General features: G+C 44.7%; 18 protein-coding genes. 11 read left to right on the top strand and 7 right to left on the bottom strand.

Features of this window, described 5'->3' with window-relative positions; all coding sequences use genetic code 11:
• Positions 1–3: 3 nt before the first annotated feature.
• From IJE10_00460 to IJE10_00445, 4 genes are all read right to left on the bottom strand, one after another.
• Entirely contained in the window at positions 4–573 is a 570-nt protein-coding gene (locus IJE10_00460) for a TIGR00730 family Rossman fold protein (GenBank protein MBQ2966579.1), read from the bottom strand.
• A 16-nt stretch (positions 574–589) separates the two neighbouring features.
• Positions 590–1,273, bottom strand: a complete 684-nt coding sequence (locus tag IJE10_00455) for a DUF554 domain-containing protein (protein ID MBQ2966578.1) — start codon at positions 1,271–1,273, stop codon at positions 590–592.
• A complete protein-coding gene (gene yfcE, locus IJE10_00450) occupies positions 1,270–1,818 on the bottom strand; it encodes a phosphodiesterase (protein ID MBQ2966577.1) in 549 nt (182 codons plus the stop codon). Before yfcE ends, IJE10_00455 begins: the two co-directional genes overlap by 4 nt.
• Positions 1,819–1,950: 132 nt before the next feature.
• Complete coding sequence (locus tag IJE10_00445) at positions 1,951–3,000, bottom strand: rod shape-determining protein (protein ID MBQ2966576.1); 1,050 nt, start codon at positions 2,998–3,000, stop codon at positions 1,951–1,953.
• 123 nt (positions 3,001–3,123) lie between these two features.
• Here IJE10_00445 and IJE10_00440 point away from each other — a divergent pair, with 123 nt between their 5' ends.
• The 8 genes from IJE10_00440 (at position 3,124) to IJE10_00405 (ending at position 8,103) form a co-directional block, all read left to right on the top strand.
• Positions 3,124–3,747 (top strand): YggS family pyridoxal phosphate-dependent enzyme, encoded by a 624-nt coding sequence (locus tag IJE10_00440; GenBank protein MBQ2966575.1) that lies wholly within the window; start codon positions 3,124–3,126, stop codon positions 3,745–3,747.
• A gap of 18 nt (positions 3,748–3,765) precedes the next feature.
• A complete protein-coding gene (locus IJE10_00435) occupies positions 3,766–4,977 on the top strand; it encodes a cofactor-independent phosphoglycerate mutase (protein ID MBQ2966574.1) in 1,212 nt (403 codons plus the stop codon).
• An 11-nt stretch (positions 4,978–4,988) separates the two neighbouring features.
• Positions 4,989–5,762, top strand: coding sequence for a hypothetical protein (locus tag IJE10_00430; GenBank protein ID MBQ2966573.1), 774 nt, complete (start codon positions 4,989–4,991; stop codon positions 5,760–5,762).
• 13 nt (positions 5,763–5,775) lie between these two features.
• Positions 5,776–6,465 carry a hypothetical protein gene (locus tag IJE10_00425; protein MBQ2966572.1) on the top strand — a complete coding sequence of 230 codons (690 nt, stop codon included), beginning with the start codon at positions 5,776–5,778 and terminating at the stop codon, positions 6,463–6,465.
• A gap of 50 nt (positions 6,466–6,515) precedes the next feature.
• Positions 6,516–6,908 (top strand): hypothetical protein, encoded by a 393-nt coding sequence (locus IJE10_00420; protein ID MBQ2966571.1) that lies wholly within the window; start codon positions 6,516–6,518, stop codon positions 6,906–6,908.
• A 132-nt stretch (positions 6,909–7,040) separates the two neighbouring features.
• Positions 7,041–7,334 carry a 30S ribosomal protein S6 gene (locus tag IJE10_00415; GenBank protein MBQ2966570.1) on the top strand — a complete coding sequence of 98 codons (294 nt, stop codon included), beginning with the start codon at positions 7,041–7,043 and terminating at the stop codon, positions 7,332–7,334.
• Positions 7,335–7,353: 19 nt separating this feature from the next.
• Entirely contained in the window at positions 7,354–7,821 is a 468-nt protein-coding gene (locus IJE10_00410; GenBank protein ID MBQ2966569.1) for a single-stranded DNA-binding protein, read from the top strand.
• A gap of 27 nt (positions 7,822–7,848) precedes the next feature.
• Positions 7,849–8,103: a 30S ribosomal protein S18 gene (locus IJE10_00405; GenBank protein MBQ2966568.1), complete on the top strand. Its 255-nt coding sequence runs from the start codon at positions 7,849–7,851 to the stop codon at positions 8,101–8,103.
• Positions 8,104–8,183: 80 nt separating this feature from the next.
• On the opposite strand, the gene IJE10_00400 is transcribed toward IJE10_00405, so the two are convergent.
• Positions 8,184–8,930 carry a helix-turn-helix transcriptional regulator gene (locus IJE10_00400; protein ID MBQ2966567.1) on the bottom strand — a complete coding sequence of 249 codons (747 nt, stop codon included), beginning with the start codon at positions 8,928–8,930 and terminating at the stop codon, positions 8,184–8,186.
• Between the two features lie 1,851 nt (positions 8,931–10,781).
• Here IJE10_00400 and IJE10_00395 point away from each other — a divergent pair.
• Positions 10,782–14,567: a hypothetical protein gene (locus IJE10_00395; GenBank protein ID MBQ2966566.1), complete on the top strand. Its 3,786-nt coding sequence runs from the start codon at positions 10,782–10,784 to the stop codon at positions 14,565–14,567.
• Positions 14,568–14,660: 93 nt separating this feature from the next.
• Here IJE10_00395 and IJE10_00390 read toward each other — a convergent pair whose 3' ends face one another.
• Positions 14,661–14,936: a barstar family protein gene (locus IJE10_00390; protein ID MBQ2966565.1), complete on the bottom strand. Its 276-nt coding sequence runs from the start codon at positions 14,934–14,936 to the stop codon at positions 14,661–14,663.
• Positions 14,937–15,034: 98 nt separating this feature from the next.
• On the opposite strand from IJE10_00390, the gene IJE10_00385 reads away from it, so the two are divergent.
• Both IJE10_00385 and IJE10_00380 read left to right on the top strand, forming a co-directional pair.
• Positions 15,035–15,223 (top strand): helix-turn-helix transcriptional regulator, encoded by a 189-nt coding sequence (locus IJE10_00385; protein ID MBQ2966564.1) that lies wholly within the window; start codon positions 15,035–15,037, stop codon positions 15,221–15,223.
• Positions 15,224–15,301: 78 nt separating this feature from the next.
• Complete coding sequence (locus IJE10_00380) at positions 15,302–16,969, top strand: S-layer homology domain-containing protein (protein ID MBQ2966563.1); 1,668 nt, start codon at positions 15,302–15,304, stop codon at positions 16,967–16,969.
• Positions 16,970–17,010: 41 nt separating this feature from the next.
• Here the strand turns inward: IJE10_00380 and IJE10_00375 are convergent, their stop codons facing one another.
• Positions 17,011–20,655: a hypothetical protein gene (locus tag IJE10_00375; protein MBQ2966562.1), complete on the bottom strand. Its 3,645-nt coding sequence runs from the start codon at positions 20,653–20,655 to the stop codon at positions 17,011–17,013.
• Positions 20,656–20,836 lie beyond the last annotated feature (181 nt).

Here is a 20,836-nt window from a genome sequence, read left to right as displayed (position 1 = left end):
TCCTTATTTAAAATCTTTGTAAAGCATTGCTTCTTTTTTGTCGGTTTCCAAATAATCCAAAAGCGCGTCTGCATCTGTAAAAACGTCAAACATATTCTTTGCTCTTTCGTTCATAAAACCCTCGTCAATGGCATGCTGTAAAAAGGCAAGTAACGGGTCATAAAAGCCGTCTACGTTAAAAATGGCAATGGGCTTTGCATGGCGTGCAAGCTGTTTTAAGGTTAAAATTTCAAAAAACTCTTCAAAGGTTCCGATACCGCCCGGGGTCATGATGAATGCATCGGACAAATCCTCCATAATCTGCTTGCGTTCGCGCATGGTTTCAGTGGGAATCATTTTTGTGCAGGCCTCATACAGTACGCCGTCTACATTGAAAAAGGTGGGCGCAACCCCGATAACCTCGCCACCGCCACGGGTCGTACCACGTGCTATAGCGCCCATCAGACCGTTTGTGCCGCCACCGAACACCAGAGAATGTCCGCGACTTGCCAGTTTAAAGCCTAACTCTTCTGTATTTTTTATAAAACTTTCATGAATGTTATTGCTGGAAGCACCGTAAACACATATTTTCATAAATACCCTCCTTGCTTTAAAAATATGCAACTAAGTTTGTGATGATAACCGCAAACAAGATGGCAGGCAACATATCTGCAACTTTGATTTTGGCAACATTCAGCAGATTTAAGCCCAGTGCGATAATCAAAAGCGAGCCAACACAGTTCATTTCACAAATTGCCGTGTCGGTTAAAAAAGGACCGATGTATTCGGCAAGAATCACAAGTCCGCCCTGAAAAACGAAAACAAACAGCGCGGCAAACAGTACCCCGATGCCCAGAGAGGAGGCGAGCATCGCAGAGGAAAAAAGGTCTAAGAAAGCTTTGGTGTAAAGCAAAGTATTGTCACCGCTGATGCCTGCATTGAGTGAGCCCATAATGGTCATGGAGCCTACACAGAACAAAAGAGACGCAGTCACAAAGCCTTCTGCAATGTTTCCCTTTTTCTTTTTGAATTTCTTTTCGATTTTTTTGCCGAGATTGTTGATACCATCGTCTATGCGAAGCATGGTTCCGCAAAGGGTGCCAAGTACCATGGATGCAATAACAACCAAAACATTGTTGCCGTCCAAAGCACCGCTGAAGCCAATGTAAAGGGTGCAAAGACCGATGGCTTTCATTGCTGCATCAGAATATTTTTTGGAAATGCCCTTGTGAAATAAAAGCCCTACAATACTGCCTGCCAGAACAGTCAGTACATTTACCAATACACCTGTCATGCTTTCACCTCATATGTAAGAAGATTGTTTCCGTCCAAATTCTTTATGGTAAAGGTTTTGTTTTCATAAATCATGTAGCTGGGTACCTGCCCTTCTTTCGGAATGGATACCGAGCCGGGGTTTAAATAGGTAAAGGTTTCGCAATCCTCTGCCTTATGTACATGGGTGTGTCCGTTGATTAAAATATCACCCTTTGACAGGGGCATGGGCTTTTCGGGATTATAAACATGTCCGTGGGAAAGATAGACCCGCTTGCCGTCTAAAAACAGCATGATGTAATCGGCTAAGATGGGGAAGTCAAGCACCATCTGGTCTACTTCGCCGTCGCAGTTTCCGCGGACACAAAGCAGTTTGTCCTTTAAGGGATTCAAAAGGGCAATGACCTTTTTGGGATCATATTCTTTTGGCAGGTCGTTCCGCGGGCCGTGATAGAGAATATCTCCCAGCAGAATTAAGTTTTCTGCCTGTTCTTTTTCAAAAATTTTCACAACCTGCTCTGCATAGTACGCAGAACCGTGAATGTCGGATGCAAACATCAGTTTCATGAAATCAACTCCCGAAGATGTAGTTTTATTCAGTATATCATATTTTGAACGAAAATGCAATAAAAAAGGAAACGGACTTTTTACAAGTCCGTTTCCTTTGCGATAACAAATGAATAAAATGAGATACGCTTGTTAAAGTGAAATTGTATTTCGGTATTTGTTATTTACCAGTACGTTCATATCACCGATACGGTCAAGGGATTGACCTGTGCCGATGGCAACACAAGATGCCGCATCGGGTGCGATTTCCACCTGAATGCCGGTTTCACGTTGCAGAAGCAAGTCAATACCATATAGGGCGGTACTGCCACCGGTTAAGGTGATACCGCGGGTGGTGATGTCGCCAACCAGCTCGGGAGGTGTATCCTCCATAACACGGTGGATGGCTTCACAGATTTCGGAAATAGGTTCTTCCAAAGCCTCAAACGCCTCTTCTGAGGTAAGGGTAATGGTCTGGGGCATACCTGTGTTTAAATTTCTGCCCTTGGCAGTACAGCTTACCGGCTCGCTTCTGAAATACACGCCACCGATTTGCTTTTTGATTTCTTCTGCGGTACGGTCGCCAATGGCAACATTGTATTTTTTACGCACATATTTTTTGATGGCTTCATCAAATTTGTCACCGGCTACGTTGATGGAGCGCCCGGTTACTACACCGCCCATAGAAATCACCGCAATGTCGGTGGTGCCGCCACCGATATCTACAATCATGGTACCGTAGGGCTTGGAAATGTCAATACCTGCACCTAATGCCGCCGCGATTGGCTCTTCAATCAGATGCACACTTCTGGCGCCTGCATGCATGGTCGCGTCAATAACTGCCCGTTGTTCAACCTCGGTTACACTGCTGGGCACACACACCACAATCCGTGGCTTGAAAAGCTTGGAATTGTTGACTTTGCTGATGAAATATTTCAGCATTTTCTCAGTAGCCTCGTAGTCCGAAATTACACCGTCCATCAAAGGTTTGATAACTGCAATGTTTTTAGGTGTTCTGCCAATCATTTCCTGTGCTTCGATACCCACCTTCACAATTCTGCCGTTCTTTTTGTCGATGGCAACTACGGATGGCTCACGAATCACTATACCTCTGTCCTTTACATAAACCAAAACGGTGGAGGTGCCAAGATCAATGGCTATATCTGTTCCAAAACGGAACGTGTTTTTGAAAAATTCAAACATGAATGCCGACTCCTTTTTTCCATATCTAAAAATATTATACATGAAACGCAAATAAAAATCAATTCTTTTTTGAAAATTCTTGCATCCTGAACAAATTAGTGATATAATGGTATCGGTGATACTATGCGTTATACAGAAATTAAAAATAAAGTGGACAGCCTGGCGGTAAACCGGGAGGTAAAACTGGTTTGTGTCAGCAAATATCACACCGAAGAGGAAATTTCGGAGGTGTACGGGCTGGGACAACGGGCGTTCGGCGAAAACAAGGTGCAGGACCTTTTAAAAAAGCAGAAAAACCTGCCCGAAGATATCGAGTGGCATCTGCTCGGGCATCTGCAGACCAATAAGGTTAAGCAGATTGTGGGGAAAGTTGCCCTTATTCATTCGCTGGACAGCTTAAAGCTTGCCAACGAAATCCAAAAGCATTCCGAGGCGATGGGCATTGTGACCGATTGTCTGGTACAGGTCAATTCTACAGGTATTGATGACCGATTCGGGGTTTCCTACGAGGATTTGGATGCCTTTATTGCTGAGGTACAAGGCTTGCCGAATATAAGGCTTTGCGGTCTGATGGGCATGGCACCTTTGGGAGAAGACCCGAATCCATATTTTAAGCGGTTACGGGAGGCGTTTGATGCCTCGGTTTTAAAAGACGGCATTTTGTCCATGGGCATGAGCGGAGATTTTGAAGAAGCCATTCAGAACGGCTCCACCATGGTGCGCATCGGCAGAATTATTTTTGAGTGAGAAAGGAAGTCATAAAGCATGAAATATATTGTTTTTCTGGGAGACGGTATGGCAGATTACCCCAACGCGGAATTAGGCAACAAAACCCCGCTGGAGGTTGCCAAAAAACCGAATATGGATTATTTTGCAAAAAAAGGCATTTGCGGTATGGCAAAAACTGTACCCGAGGGTATGAAGCCGGGCAGTGACACCGCAAACCTTTCGGTTATGGGCTATGCGCCTGAAAAATATTACACAGGCCGTTCACCTTTGGAAGCGGTTTCGGTGGGTGTGCCGCTCAATGATGCGGATATTACCTTCCGTGCCAATCTGGTCACCCTTTCGGACGAGGAGAATTATGCGGATAAGACCATGATTGATTACAGCTCAGACGAAATTACCACCGAAGAAGCACATGCATTGATTGCAGACCTGGCAAAAGAACTCAATACCGATACCTTACAACTGTATCCCGGTTTTTCATACAGACATATTCTGGTCTGGAGAAATGGTGAGTTGGATTTTGAACTGACACCGCCCCATGATATTTCGGATAGGAAAGTGACCGAATACCTGCCCAAGGGGAAAAATGCCCATGTTTTGCAGGAAATCATGGAAAAAAGTGAAAAAATCTTAAAAGACCACCCCGTAAACAAAGCCAGAATTGCACGCGGTCTGCGTCCTGCAGTATCTCTCTGGATCTGGGGCGAGGGCAGAAAGGCGGTTTTGGATTCCTTTGCGGATTTGTACGGCGTAAAAGGTGCGGTTGTTTCTGCGGTTGACCTGATTAAAGGCATCGGGCTTTCTGCTAAAATGGTTTGCCCCGATGTAGAGGGCGCAACCGGCAACATTCATACCAATTTCGACGGAAAAGCACAGGCGGGTATTGAACTTCTGAAAGAAAATGATATGCTGTATATGCATTTAGAAGCCCCCGACGAATGCGGTCACCGTCGTGAGGTGGAAAACAAGGTGCGCTCCATTGAACTGATTGACGAAAAAATTATTGCGCCCATTATTGCAGATTTAAAGGCAAGAGGAGAGGACTACAGGGTACTTCTGATGCCCGACCATCCCACCCCTTTGGATTTAAAAACGCACGTTTCCGATCCTGTACCCTTTGTGCTTTATGACAGCACAAACGAAAAAGAAGGTGCGGAAGCTTATACCGAAAAAATGTGCGAAGCCACAGGTGTTTATCTGGACAAGGCTTCTGAACTTATGGGGCATCTTATTAAAAAAACACTGTAGGAGGAAGACGGATGCGTTTGAAAAACAGCAAAAAAACGCTCTTGATTATGAATATTGTGCTGTCGTTGTTATGTCTTCTGTTGTTGGGGATTTGTGTTGCGGATGTTTGCATGGATAACGGAAACGGTCGGAATATCGCCATTAAATCCATCTACATGAACATGGAGCATCCCGGCACGGTGCGTGAAGCAAAGCCAACCGTCATTTATGTGGGCGGAGCTTCTGAAGCCCCGGCAGAGTCGGATGAAAAAGACAATACGGAAGAAGAAATTGTCAATCCCGACACTTCCGAAAATGAGGTTTTACAGACCGGAAGCGGGACAACAGCTGTTTTTCCTTTACAAACAGAGGTGAAGCTTAAGCTGGCAAGTGACACAGACAGAGCCGGAAATTTCGTTATTTCACCGGACGGTTCGTTTGTGGGAGATTATATCAGCAAGGCGGTTCTGGACGGTGAGGATTATGTTGTTAAAAGTGAGTTTCAGGGGAAACTTCAGAATGTCCGGCAGATGAACGAGCACGCCTATGCAGCGACCCTTTCTGAATTGCTCTACACAAATAAGCAGGCAGGTCACTGGGTGGAAGACGGCAAGAAATACATTTTCGCGGAGCCATCTGTTTTAAAGCCCGGGGAGGAATTTGTTTTGTATCTGCCCGGTACTCCGCAGGAAGAAGTTCCCGAATCCATGCGTGCGCTTTATGCTGCCTTTGCTCCGGGAGAAATGTCGGATACATATGCTTTGCTTTGTGAGACGTCAAAGCTCGGCTATTTCGGAAACAAATGAAAGGACGTTTTATATGAATAAAAAAATTCTGTTTTTTTGCATGTGTATGTTACTCTGCGTAAGCCTTTTTACAGCTTGTGCGGAGAAAGATACAGAAATCGAGACGGAAACACAGATTTCGGTTCCGGAAGAGGAAACTGAAACCGATTTAGCGACGGAAGCGGAAGCGACCGAGACCGAAGAAGAACAAACACCCGAGGTAAGTGTAACCGGGATTGTGATGCCTTTTGAAGGTCAAAAGGAATTCTGGTTTTCCAGCGGTGCCGGCGGATGGTACACCGAAATGACCGTAACCGAGGATGGCTTGTTCCAAGGACATTATCAGGACATCGATATGGGCTCGGGCGGTGACGGTTACAAGGGTACCTATTATTTCTGTGATTTTATCGGCAATTTTGAAAGTATTGAAAAAATTGATGATTATTCCTACAGACTGACCCTTGGAGACCTGACGGTTACCAATGAAAAGACCGAGGAATGGATTGAAAACGAAACATTGCATGTGCCTTCCGCGCCGTACGGTATGGAAAACTGCAAAACTTTCTATTTATATATGCCGGGCACAAATGTTACCCAGTTCCCCGAGGATTTCTTAAGCTGGTGGAATACGGGCAGAAACGATGACGGTTCATTCAAGCCGATACTGGATTCTTATGCAATCCATAACCCGGAAGAAGGCACAGCGTTCTTCTGCGCTGAATAAAAAATAAAAAGCAACGCAAACTACATACATCTTTAAAAGGGGTGTTTGGTATGAAGCGTTGCTTTTCTTTATTTATAATAGGAGGAATCGGCTACAGCCTGTTGGAAATTCTGTGGCGGGGCTATACCCATCCGAGCATGACGGTTCTGGGGGGCATCTGTTTTGTCGGAATCGATTGGATTAACAAACGGTTTAAGCAATGCACAAAAGCACTTCGGGCTTTGTGCTGTGCAGGCTTTATCACGGTTGCCGAGTTCCTTTCGGGACTTTTGCTTAACCGCTGGTTAAAGCTTGGTGTGTGGGATTATTCCAACTTAAAGCTTCACATAATGGGGCAGGTCAGCCTGTTGTTTTCGGTTTTGTGGTTCTGTATAAGCTATCTGGCAATCTTTTTGCTGGATGTTTCGGCAAGGAATCGGGAAAAACGTGCGTGTCGGTTTTAGCCGGCACGTTTTTATATAAAAAAGACTTGACAAAATGGAAAAGTTCGTATATAATAGTATAGCTTATGAAGTTAAGCGATTCCTTACGCATGGGAAGGCATGCGTCAAAAGTCCAGAAGGAGGTGTAAAAAGATGGTAAAAACAAACAAGTATGAAACAATCTTCATCGTGGATATGACCAAGGGTGAAGAAGCTGTCAATGCTTTGGTTGAAAAGTTTACATCTTTGATTTCTTCCGCAGGTGAAGTTGCTAAAGTAGATACTTGGGGCAAAAGAAGACTTGCTTATGAAATCGACGATTTAAACGAGGGGTACTATGTTTTGGTTGAATTTACTGCCAATCCGGAATTCCCTGCAGAACTGAACAGACAGTTTAAGATTACCGACGGTATCTTGCGTTACCTGGTAATTAAGCAGGAAGACTGATTAAACGGAGGAGCGAAGAATGTTAAACAAAGTTATTCTGATGGGTAGACTTACCCGTGACCCTGAATTAAAAAGCACACCGACAGGTGCATCTGTTGTAAGCTTTTCTCTGGCTGTAGAACGTAATTTCGTGCGCCAGGGCGAACAGCGTCAGACAGATTTTATTAACTGCGTGGCTTGGAGAAATCAGGCGGAATTTTTAGCAAAGTATTTTGCTAAGGGACAGCTTTTGGCTCTTTCAGGCAATCTTCAGACAAGACAGTATGATGACAAAGACGGGAAACGCGTATATGTGACCGAGGTGGTTGTTGACGAACTGCATTTTGCAGAACGTAAGGGCGACGCACAGGGTGCCGGAATGGCGCCGGGCGCACCTGTTCAGCAGACCGCACCCCGCGTGCAGCAAACTGCCCCGCAGGCGGCTCCTCAGCAAAACGCGGCAGACGATTTTGTACTGCTTCCCGATGACGACGAATTACCCTTTTAACCAAAACACTTAAGGAGGTGTACTGCAATGGCAGAAAGAGAAAACTTTAAAGACAGAGCTCCCAGAGCCAGAAAACCGAAGAAAAAGGTTTGCCAGTTCTGCGTGGACAAAGTTCAGTCTATCGACTATAAAGATACCGCTAAATTGAGACGTTTCGTTTCCGAACGTTCCAAGATTCTTCCCAGAAGAATTACCGGTACCTGCGCAAAGCATCAGCGTCAGTTGACCGAAGCAATCAAAAGAGCAAGACATTTGGCTCTGCTTCCCTATTCCAGCGATTGATCGGCGACACAAGAGCTTAATTAACACAAGCCTGCTTATAGCAGGCTTGTTTTTTTCCGCTCCGTTACTTGCTTTTCATCTTATTTGATATAATCATTTCTGGGCGGGACGCCGAAATGACGTTTGTAGGCACGGCTGAAGGCGTACATATCGCCGTAGCCCACAAGCTTTGCCACCTGCTTTGGCGGATATTTTTCCTGCAACAAAACCTTTGCCCGCTCCATCCTAAGATGGGTGATGTAGCGAAAGGGGGTGATGCCGAATTCCTGCACAAACAATTTGTGCAGATAGATTTTGCTGATGTGGCATTCGTCTGCCACCTGCTGAAGGGATAAATCCACATTCTGGAACTCTAAAGAAATGTACTGTAAGGCAGGAGCAAGCAATCGGTTTTGCCCGATTTGTGCGGACTGGGCGCAAAGGGACAAGAGCTGATAAAACAAGGATATAATTTTCGCCTGATTCGGAACGGAGGGCAACGCACTCAAAGCGGTAATTTCAGCATATATGGAGAGCAATTCTTTTTCGTTTACCGGTGCGGTGTTTGCCATACTGTCACCGGGTGTCTGTTCATAAAAGTCAAACAGAATACACTCACAGTCCTTTACACAAAAATGCTGATGGCTTGAACCGGCAGGCACATAAATAGGATGCAGTTTATCTACATAGAATTCTTCGTTTTTGTTGGTCACAAATTTCAGCTTTCCGTGCAGGCAAAACAGCAAGGATGAATTCTTTCGGTTCTGAATTTCTGCCACAAAGCCTTTGTGCCGGTGAATTCTGTAAAACAGTGCAATAGATTGCACCACGGGAACAGACTGGAACATATATGCACCTCCTTTAATATCAGTATAGCATATTTTTTCAATATACGCAAGAAAAATATAGTTTGGGATAAGTTTTTTATATTTTGAGTAATTGTGAAACCGCAATCTATATGGTAAAATAAGTATAGAATCGAATAATCAAAATCCGTTGACAAGACGAGACATTCGGTTTATAATTATAGTAGAAAAAAAGGAAGGTGTGATTTCATGTTCAGAAAAAGCTTGAGTTTGCTTCTTGCAATTTGTATGTTACTGTCCGTGCTCGGTACCGTTACCGCTTTTGCGGCAGACACAACAATCATGCTTGGTGCAGACGCTTTCACAAACAAAGGCACATGGTCTTTGGCAAACAGAGAACATGGTGCTTATGGGTATGTATTGCGTGCCATCGGCGGCAACAAGCCTGCAAATTCGAAGGATGCAACCGTAACCATTAAGGTTCCGGAAAACGGAAACTATACGGTGTGGGTTCGCGTGCGTGATTTTGCAGGTGGTGTTGACAACAATGGTAATCCGGTTGTAAGCGGTGTACGTACCTGTCAGATTAAGGTAGGCGATACCTTGCTTCCCAACACAGTGGGTAACCACGGTGTAGATGCATATAAATGGCAGGAAGCAGGTAAGGTGGAAGTTAAGAAAGGTGAAGTGAAAATTTCGCTGGTAGACTCTTCGGCAAACTATGCCCGTGTTGAGGCGGTAGCCCTTTCCACCAACCCCACCGTTAGGCTTCCGGACGATGCTTCGGGTATGAGCGGTGCGCTTGAAAGAAACAAACCCGAAATCGTTTCCAAAGTGGAAGAAGTGGAAAAAGAAGAAATCGTTGTGAACAAAAACCTTCCCAAAGGCGAAGAACCCCAAAAAAAGGAAGTATATTTCTTGGGTGCAAGCGCTTTTGGTGATCATTTAGGTACATGGCTTTCTCCCGGAAGAGACGGTTCGACATTGGATGTACTCCGTTCTCCCGGCGGACAGAAGCCTGATAATATGAAGCCTGCAATTACTGTTTTCAAAAACAATACAGCCGGTAAATATTATTTGTGGGCATGGACCCGTGACTACGGTGACGGCGTGCGTACCTATAAAGTAGCTGTAGACGGAAAACTTACCGAACGTACTCTGGGCGCGCATGGCGTCAACGGCTTTGCCTGGGAATACTGCGGTGAAATCGACCTTGAAAAGGGCGATGTGCAGGTTGAAGTGGTAGACAGCGGTGCAAACTACGGTCGTATTCAGGGCGTTTTGCTGACCAACAGCCCGTCCTACATTCCGCCCGAAAATGCATCGGTTGAAAACCAGTCGGCAACCATTGTAAAGGGTACTTATGAAAGCAATATTACAGGGTTGATCACAGACCCCAATGTTCCCGAAGCGGATCAGACGCTTGTAGACGACGAATATGAATATATTGTCGTTTCTGCAAAGGATTTTGACGAGTCCAACTTAGGTAGCTGGCAGATTTCGCCCATTACCCACGGCAGTCCGCAAGCGAATATCATTATGTCCAAGGCGGACGGCAGAGCGCATTTGAATGAACCTGCAACCTTTACGGTTACCGTTCCCAAGACCGGTATCTATAAGGTAATGGTTCGTAGCTTCGACCAGCCTGCCAACAGTGGCAGAAAGTTCCAGATTCATGTGGGCGGTGTATACGCAAGAGAATGCGGTGTACATGGTACCAACTGGGGCTTTGAAGAAGCTGTTCTGCCTCTTGTTGCAGGACAGAATGAAATTAAGATTATTGACCATACCGGTAACTACGGCAGATGGGATATGATTATCATTACCGATAATTTAGATTTCGTTCCCGACAGCTCCAACAACGGTATTAAATCCTTAGTGGCTATGGGTGATATGCGTCCCACAAAGGTAAATACAGAAAAAGACCCGAACCGTCCGGCGGATGAAATTGCCATCAACTTAAACGGTTCTTATATGACCTTTGATGTTCCGCCGGTACTCATTAACGACAGAACCATGGTGCCGTTCCGCGCAATTTTTGAAGCGCTCGGCTGTACCGTTGGCTGGGACGATGAAACACAAACCGCAACCGGTTCCCGTAACGGTACCGATATCCGCTTAACCATTGATTCTACCGAAGCAAAGGTTGGCAGTGAAAAATATACATTGGATTCTCCCGCAACTTTAGTTAATTCCAGAACTTTAGTACCGCTCCGTTTCGTATCCGAAGCACTTGGTGCAAAGGTTTCCTGGGATGATGCAAACCAGACTGTTTGGATTTATGCGGAAATTCCGCCGCAGCTTATCATGCTGACTCCCGAAAGCTACTATGATGTAGGTACATGGGACTTAGAAGGTGTGGTAACCGGCAGCTTTGATTGCGGTGTAATGCGCGGTATGATTCCTGAGGCTGACAATGCAGCGCCTGAGGATGGCAGACCTGAGCTTACAAAGAACGCAAAAGCAAGAATCAATGTTGTAAAAGACGGCAAGTACAGAGTATTTGCGCACAGCCGTGACTATACCTCCAGCTATACCTCCAAGCGTACCTTTGCCATTCAGATTGACGGCAAGCAGATTGGCGGTCTGATGGGTACACACGGGAACAACGGCTTCAGCTGGCAGACTGCAGGCGATGTGGATTTAACTGCAGGCGAACATATTTTAGAACTGGTAGATACATCCGGCTTCTATGCAAGATGTGACATGATTCTGATTACAGACGATATGGATTATCAGCCCTCTACCGCATACAGCGAACTGATTGCGCAGGCAGCACCTGTTCGTGCGTTTGATGTGGAAGTTCCGCTCTATCCTGCATACGCAAGAGAAGAGGGTACAATTCTTTCTGAAAACGTAATCGGAAACGATAAAGTACAGGTTAAGTTCTATCAGGTTCAGACCTCTAACGGTGTTGTAATCCAGAACGAAATTTATAACAATGTAAACGGCACCTGGGTTAAGACCAACAACAGAAACGAACAGTTAGGTTATATGGTTATCCGTGCCAATGCCGTTTCTTTGGGTATTGCGCCCCAGGACAGATATGTATTCCAGTCCCAGTATTTAACTGCTGCGGATAAGCCGGCTTCCTCTTATATGGGTGTAGATGTATTCAAGGCAGGCGTTTTGAAATGGTTTGTGCCCACAAGTATAGAAGCTATATCCGATAAAGCTGTAAAAATCACCGCGTCTACAGACGTTGGTACGATAAATGCAGTTTGGGAAATCGTGGATGAAACCGATTCTCCTAAAGTTTCGGTAGATGCGTCCTTTACGATGGATGGCTACTACACCATCGGTGCGGCAGAAGGCGATGAGATGACCTTTGAACAGTACTATTTTGCTTTAGCACCTTTCCGTGTACAGTCTAAACGTGTAGACGAAGATGGCGGTATTTATTCCGAACAGTATCTGTTTACCCCCATGGGCACCTATACCATGCCTGAAAACAACAAATACACCACCGCAAAGGTTACCAAGGGTGTTGTAATCGACCCGTCCATGACCCGTGTGGATGTAGTAAAACGTACCGATGCAGAATACGGTATCGGTATGAAGGGTACAGACGGCGGTTATCAGGGTATCGCATTTGCACCGATTTTAGGTGCGCCTGATTCCTACCTCACTCCCGGTCAGACCACTTCGTTCAGCTACAGAGTTATTTCCCGTGTAGCAGACTGGTTTGACAGCTATAAATTCATTGCACAGGATATCTATGGTGTGGACAGCTACAGACAGCATACTTATGCGTCCTTGAACGAAGCAATCTTCAACACCAGAAAGCTCTCCTTAGACCCCGAATTTTCCGGTTGGGATCCGCTGGATAAGTCTTACTGGAACATTGAAAGTAAGAATACCACAGCAGTTGCAGACCCGATGCAGGCTCTGCAGACTTATCTCTTAACAGAAGATGAAAATTACCTGGTGGAAAGAACCTTGCCGACCATTGCAAACTTCATGACCCGCGGTAATCTGCAGTTCAACTCCAAAGGTGGTTTGGCGGCATCCAACGGTTACGTTTCTATCGAAAAGATTCCGTATCCCATCGGTAGTTTCATCAATATTTACAACATGAACGTACGTGGCGGTTTGTACGAACTGACCCGTGGCCGTGTTCCGTATCTTTTGGAAACCGGTATTCAGAACACCCTGGCAGGTAAGAATATCAACGGCTACAACTCCATGACTCCCTTCTCGGATGACATGTATCTGTATCAGTACACCGGTGATAAGAAGTATTTGGAAAGCGCTATGAAGAAGGCTGACGAATATTTAGAGAGCACCGTTTATGGTGATCAGACACAGCAAAAGCCTTTCGGTGACTTTATTTACACCACCTACTACGCAAACCTACCGGCACTTGTGGATATGTATGAATTGTCGGGCGAACAGCGTTATTTAGATGCGGCATACTATACCGCACAGTATCTGGTAACCACCCTTTGGGTGCCCGGCGTAACCGGTGACCAGAGAACAGAACAGCTTCTTGTAAACTACAACACCAAAAACACCTTTAACGGCTATCATTGCTGGGTTGGTGACGAGCAGAAGCCTTTAGGTCCTAACGACCAGACCGACTACTCCGAAACCGTTGACGCATGGACAGCGGCACGCTCCGGCTTAGGCTTAGAGCAGGCGTCCACCTTCTTAATGGGCGGTTACTCCGGTAACATCATCATGAGCATGTGGGTTGGTGATGTGCTGAAAATTGCGGCATACACCGGTGATGAATACTTAGCAACCGTTGCAGAAAATGCAATGGTGGGCAGATTTGCAAACTACTCCGGCTACTACTACGGCAGATACGGTGCAACCAACATCCAGAATCAGGAAAACTATCCTTATAAAGGACCTGACGTATCGGGTGTTTACTACCACCACTTACCGCCGTTTATGGCAATGCTGGAAGACTTCTTAATCAACCAGGCATTCTACCGTTCGGGTCAGAAAGTTGAATTCCCCTATGTTCGTCAGAGCGGTTATGCATTCTTCTATGCAAACCACTACGGCTTTGCACCGGGCAATGTGTATGACATGAATGATATGTGGCTGTGGATTGACGAAGGGGTGTTAGATTCCGGCAATCTGCAGATTGACTGGGTTGGTGCAAGAAAAGACGGCAAAGCCGCATTTATGCTCATGAATCAGTCTGCATCCGATGTAACAACGCCTTTGACCTTTGGTGAAAAGGTTGGTGCAGTTTCGGGCGTTGCAACCATTTATGATGCGGCAGGCAACAAGTCTGAAGCAACGGTTGAAAACGGTCAGGTGACCGTAACCGTTCCTGCTAAGGGCATGATTACGGTAGCAATTGATGCACCCGAAGTTAAGGCTCCGGCATTTGCAGGCTTTGACTACACCTTAGAGGGCACAGACGTAGAAATTGGCTCTACCTACCATGACCATGGCAACGGTAAAGCAATCGTTCTGCAGATGAACGAAAACGATTACTATGTATACGTTTATGCAACCGACAAACCGTCGGCTGTAACAAAGGTTGAAATGACCTATACCGCAGGCGGTGAAAAGAAAACGGTTTCTACCGAAAGCTATCCTTACGAATTTATCGTAAAGGCTGACGATGTGAACGCACCGTTCAGCTACGAATTAAAGCTTACCGCAACAGACGGTTCTGTAAGAACTGTTAAGGGCGGTACCGTTAAACCTTTAAACTAAAATGATAAAAAAGAACTCTGTTCTACTGAACAGAGTTCTTTTTTTAGGTATGTTAGATCTTACCGAATGAATCTGTATCATGTGAAATGATGGTTACAGGCAAGTTACATTTATATCTACCTTGTATTTTTCGCGTGCGTCTTCAAATGTTTCCAGCAAAAGCGAAAAATCGTGTTCTAAATAGTCGGTGAGCGTTTCGGTGTCATGTAAAAAAACATGAGCAGGGTATTCTACATCCATATACATCATGTCCCAAATGGCATCGGCATTTTTACCGCACCAATCCGGGAAATTCATTGCCCTGATAATGGCTTCGTAAAATGCATCCTTGGTTTGTACACCCGAAAAGTAAATATTATATATTTTCATAATTTTTCTCCTTGTTTGTGTTTCGGTTTCTTTAACCCGGGTAGAAGGAACTGCTTCACACCATCATGTTGCACTACGCAACAATTATACCATAAAAATTGTGTTTTGTCAAGAAAATTTACACAGCTGCTGATGGCTCTAATGATTTCAGGGTCAAATTTAAACTTCCGGTCAAAGAAATTGCCGGACAAATCGGCTATGAAAATGAATACTATTTTATCCGAAAATTTAAAGAGCAGACGGGAATGACACCCGGGCAGTATAAAAAATCAACGCTTGTGCCGTAAAACGCAACGCTTGCGCCACGGTGCTTGACAAGGAAGAGGGATAGAGTTATACTGAAAACATAAAGGATGGTGAATCGTATGAAGAAGCTGTGTTTGGTTGTTGGACTCTTGTTATGCCTCGGATTTTGCGACTTATCGGCACGTGCTGAAAGCGAGCCGATAAAGGTTACAATCGGGACAAATTTTGATTATGCCGATATTTATATGACTGAGGACAAGCAGAAAATGGCAGATATCGTGTTTTATCTTGATGCGTTGTGGAAAACACCCGAAAATCCGGTAAGAGAAAATTTTATAATTTTGGATGAGCAAAAGGACTGGTATATTTCGGTGCATAAGCAGGATGGCACGCGTGATGCTTTTCGTTTGGACGAAAACTGGTTTTACATTCAAATCGGGAAGAATCCGATGTATCCGGGAGACGCACATCGGTTTAACCCCGGTGAATTTGAGCGTTTTCGTACCCTTATTACAAGGATGAAAAGCGGAGAAACAACCAATACTATTTTGAGTGCGGAGTGTTCGGAATGGGCAAAAGAGGATATTGAAACTGCACACACATTAAAATTCACCTTACCCTGGAATGAGGCAAATTACACCTTGCCCATAAACCGTCTTGAGGTTTGCCAGATAGCAGAAAGCTTCTTAAATGCCCGCGGAATAGAAACAAATGTGCAAATTTCTGCTCCCTTTGACGATACAAATGATTTGGCAGTAGCAAAGCTGTATCATCTGGGTGTTATCAACGGCAAAACCGAAACAGAATTTGCACCATTTGATTTGATTACCCGTGAAGAGCTTGCCAAGGTTTTAGGAAAGATTGTTTCGTTGGAGCAGGAGAAATATGCACCTTCGCAGTTAAATCCCTATTTAAGCGAATTAAAAGAGTTTAAAGATGAAGAACAAATTTCGGATTGGGCAAAAGAAGATGTTTATACCTTGCGTGAACGCGGAATTTTGCAGGGAAAAGGCGCTATGGAATTTGTTCCGAAGGATTATACCACAAAAGAAGAGGTTATTACTTGTTTTAATCGCATATCCCTTTGGTGGGACACTCAAAAATTAGAGCCTTGCGGTGAAAAATTGACACTTGAAGATTTTGCAGGCATCCGTCGCGGTATGGATTGGAATTTCGTGCGTTATTTTATAGGTGACGGGATTTCAATAGGGTCAGGTATTCATATTGTCAGATATTATACCGATGACGGCCTTGAAACGACAATGTGGATGCCGGAAAACACCATTCCTGAATTAAGGTTTTACAAAAAAGGCGGAGAAAGTGCTACGAATGAAATTGCAATTTCATACAATGCAGATGGCAGTATCCGTTTCCCGACAGATAAAGAGCTTACCGTAGCTGAACTTTTTCAGCAAGAGATGCTGGTGGCTTTGCCCGAAACGGGAATCGAAAAATATACATATAATTATTGGATAGAGGAAATTTACGAGGATGGTCAGCTGTGGTTTGTAAAACCGTATATAGAAACCGATATCATTTTAAACGAGGCGGGGTATGCAGAAATGACAGAAAGGCTGGACGCCGCCTACTATCGCGAAACAAAAGAAGATTTGGAAGATGGTTGGGTGTTTGGCAGAGAATGGGAGACAGATAAAGCAACACAGGATGCCGTTTTCTATAGCTATGTAGACAGATACGCCTGGGGGACAGTGTCAACTTCACATTGGCGTTATGTGTATATCGACTCAATTGGCGAAGGCTTATACAGAATGCGCTCTATGGGATAAGAAACAAAAAGGACTTGGAGTTAAACTCCAAGTCCTTTGGTTTATTTCGTAATATAGGTTTCAATTGCTTTTGCCAGATCTGTACCAAAGTTGTAAATTCTTTCCACGGTGTATTCATCGCCTACTTCGCCTGAGTAGGGGAATTCCAAGGTTGTAGCGAAGGGAGAACCAACTTCCAGGAAGAAGTAACCTCTGGAGCAATCAGCATAGTGATCACCCGAGTCGTAGTCACGGCTTCCGTCAAAGATGATAGGGTTGGAATATTCGCTGTTTGCGGTGGCATTTGCAAGTATTGCACTAAAGTCAGCAACCGCATCTTTGTCCTCGGTGGAGTAGTACAGGTAGGGTTTAGATGTCTGAAGCATCGGACAATGCAGGTCTAAGAAGAATTCCACATCCTTATCCGCTACAAATGCTTTGAGTGCACGGACAGAGCTGTAGAGGTCTTTCTGATAGTCACGGTTGTGATCGTGCGGAGCACGACCCTTGCCCTGGTCGCCGTTTTCTACACCGTCCACATCCATCATAGGCACAATGTAGAAGCAATAGGTGTCAAACAAACTATCGGGGGCATCCTGGGACAGATAATCCATGATGCCTTCCAAATGATAAGAGGCTGTTGTCTCACAGCAGTGATGTCTGGAGGTCAGTATAACTGCCTTTTCTGCATCGGGATTACCAATGGTTACAAGAGGGACATCTCGGTTTTCTTCCGATTTACAAAGGGTGGAAACTGCCACTCTGTCGCTCGAAAGCGTGCCTATATAAGATGTCAGGTTGCTATACTGGTACGGAATGGTTACCGCAAACTGTACTGTTTCGTTTGCCTTGAAATCATAGCTGAACTGTGTCTTTTTTGCACTTTCGGTAATATAAGACCAGTTATTTCCGCCATCGGTACTGTACACAGCACCACTCGCGCCGATAACCTGTGTGCATCCCGTAATCTTGAAGGTTACAGTTCTGTCAGAGCCGCTTGTTGCTTTAAAGTTCCAATAGAACCAACCATCGCTAAGACTTGTATCGCTTAAGTCGGGCGAAATGTGAACCGTATTATTTCCTTTTTCATGTAAGATGTAGTTTCCGCCAACATAGTTTTTGTCCATGGTGAAATCTGCCATCATTGCGGATTCTGTCATGGAAGAGGGGTTTTTAGTCAGTATGGGTGCGTGTTCGGTTATTTGTTCGAAGGAATCGGCAGGGGTGTAATCCAGATCGTCGGTAATTACAATGCTGTCAATTTTTGCGTAGTATTTAGAGGTGTCAAGCACTTCAAGCAGTGTCTCGCCGTTTAATGCTACAACGCCACCGTCCTCCCAGAACAGACCGTCCTGACCTATCTGACCGAAGGTTTTATCCAAAACGGTGCCGTTTACGCGCACATTGAAATAACGGGCATCGGGATTGGTTGTATAGTTTATCGTACGAACCCATATTCTGTAGTCGTTTTCAGGCAGCTTAAGGGATACGGTTGCAGGTTCTGTTTCTGCACTTGAAGAAGTTTTCCCTGACAGAATGGTGCCGGTGAAAGCCGAAGAATTTCCGGCTATGGTCCAACTGCCTGTACTGTCAAATGTATTGGGCGTTATGGTTACAGCACCGAAAATACGGTCATCCTGTGCCTGAAAAGCTTTCGCAACAACTTTGGGGCGAATATTAGAGAAATCATCCCACACAAAAGCTTTCAGTTCTGTATTGTTTTTGGAGTTGGTGATGGGTACCTGTACTTCAAGCTTTTCGGTTTCGCCGTTTTCAAGATATATTCGCTCGCTGGATACGCTTTTTATTAAAATACCGTTTTCGTAAACTGCACCGATCAGCTTGTAATAGCCGCTACTGCCTGAATTATTGGTAATGTCTGCCGTAATTTTATGCATGCCTGCGTTGAAGAAGAACACTTCTTCATCTTTTTGCAGATTATACATTTTATATATGGCGTAAGAACCGCTTGCGGGTACAAAATATACTGTACTTACGGGTGAGGGCGCAGAGCCTGTGAGAGGGACATAGCAAAGCTCAACATCCGCATCGTCCGGGAAGGAAAAAGTACCGAGATAAATCTTTCCGGTTTCGACGCCATTTGTGTAATGCTTGGCAATTTCCGCACCGTTTGCGTATAAAGTTAAAAGTCCGTCCGTTGCAGCTGTTTTGTTAATGTATACCGAATAATTTCCTTCTTTTGATATTGCGTGGAAGCGGTCGGTGCCGTTTAAGGAAATTTCGGTATCACCGAAGCTCGGGGGCGGAACAAAACTGTCGTTTTTTTCAAATTTTACATCCGCAACACGTGCATATTCTCCGTTTTCAAATACAAAAAGCCTGAAATACTCATCGTCGGTACCGCTGAAATAATAGGTGCCGACTTTACTCCATATACCTTGACGGTCCTCTGTCTCGGTATTTACGGGAAGTTTAATATTTTCCTTTGTTTTGCCGTTGGCAAAAACGGTACCGGTCATTTTGATGGGATTTTGGTTTGTGCTGTATTTGATATTCCAAAAAGATATATCATACCACCCCGGCTCCAGATTTTTGGGTGTGTACTGGGCATAAGAGCCTGTCAAATTGGTGTACAAGCTTACACCTCTTGTAGTATTGCCGGTAGAATCCGGCATGCTGGCCGGTTTCCAGTTGTCGCCATAGGTGGAAAATCCGCTGTCTGTTGTGTCGATGCGCTGTGTGGTCACTTTGGGCGGTTGGTAGTTTTCATTCAGTTCAAATTTTGCGTCTGCAATTCTGGCATGAGAACCGCCTGAAGCAACAAGACGTAAATATTCGTCATCGGTACCTGCAAAATAGTAAGTGCCGATTTTGGTCCATATACCGCCACGGTCCTCAGAGGTGGTGTTTACACCTAAAGTGATGTTTTCGGTTGTGTCACCGCCTGAAAAGATGGTTGCAGTCATTTTCATAGGATTCTGGCTATCCTGATATTTAATGTTCCAGAAGGAAACATCGTACCACCCCGGTTGTAAGTTGTTAGGTGTATACTGGACATAATGCCCGACCGAACCGCTGTATTTACTTACTCCACTGGTTGTGTCGCCGGTAGAATCCGCTATGGTTGAATTTTTCCAGGAGGAACCTGCCTGAGAAAATCCGCTGTCTGTTGTGCCGATGCGCTGGAAGGTCGCTTTGGGCGGTTGGTAGCTCTCATTCAGTTCAAATTTCACGTCCGCGATTCTGGCATGAGAACCGCCTGAAGCAACAAGACGTAAATATTCGTCATTGGTGCCTGCAAAATAGTAGGTGCCGATTTTGGTCCATATACCGCCACGGTCTTCAGAGGTGGTGTTTACACCTAAGGTAATGTTTTCGGTTGTTACACTGTCTGAAAAAATGGTCGCGGTCATTTTCATGGGATTCTGGCTATCCTGATATTTAATGTTCCAGAAGGAAACATCATACCAGCCAGGTTGTAAGTTGGTGGGCGTGTACTGGACATAATGACCGACCGAACCGCTGTATTTACTTACGCCTCTGGTTGTGTCGCCGGTAGAATCCGGCATAGTTGCATCCTTCCAGGATGAACCTGCCTGAGAAAATCCGCTGTCTGTTGTGCCGATGCGCTGAAAGGTAACAAGCTGTACGCTTTCACCTGAATTCGTATCTTCCGCCAGTGCGGATGTGGGTGTCAGACACAAGAGCAAACAGATTACCAGGATAATGGAAATTTGTTTTTTCATATTTTTTCTCCTTTTTAGAATATTTTAAAAGTAAACACTTTTTTGCTTTTCAAAATTCATACATGCGACCAATTGATTCATTTTTTTCGGGATTTAAAATGAAAATTGACTTTTTCATTTTTTGTTATACATATAAAATATGCTCCTTACTTAATAATATCAGAAGTAAAAACGCAAAAAA

It is taken from the genome of Clostridia bacterium (genome assembly GCA_017410375.1).
Taxonomy (GTDB): Bacteria; Bacillota; Clostridia; order RGIG6154; family RGIG6154; genus RGIG6154.
Note: the sequence above shows the minus strand (reverse complement) of the source record. Positions and strands in the feature narration are given on the sequence as shown.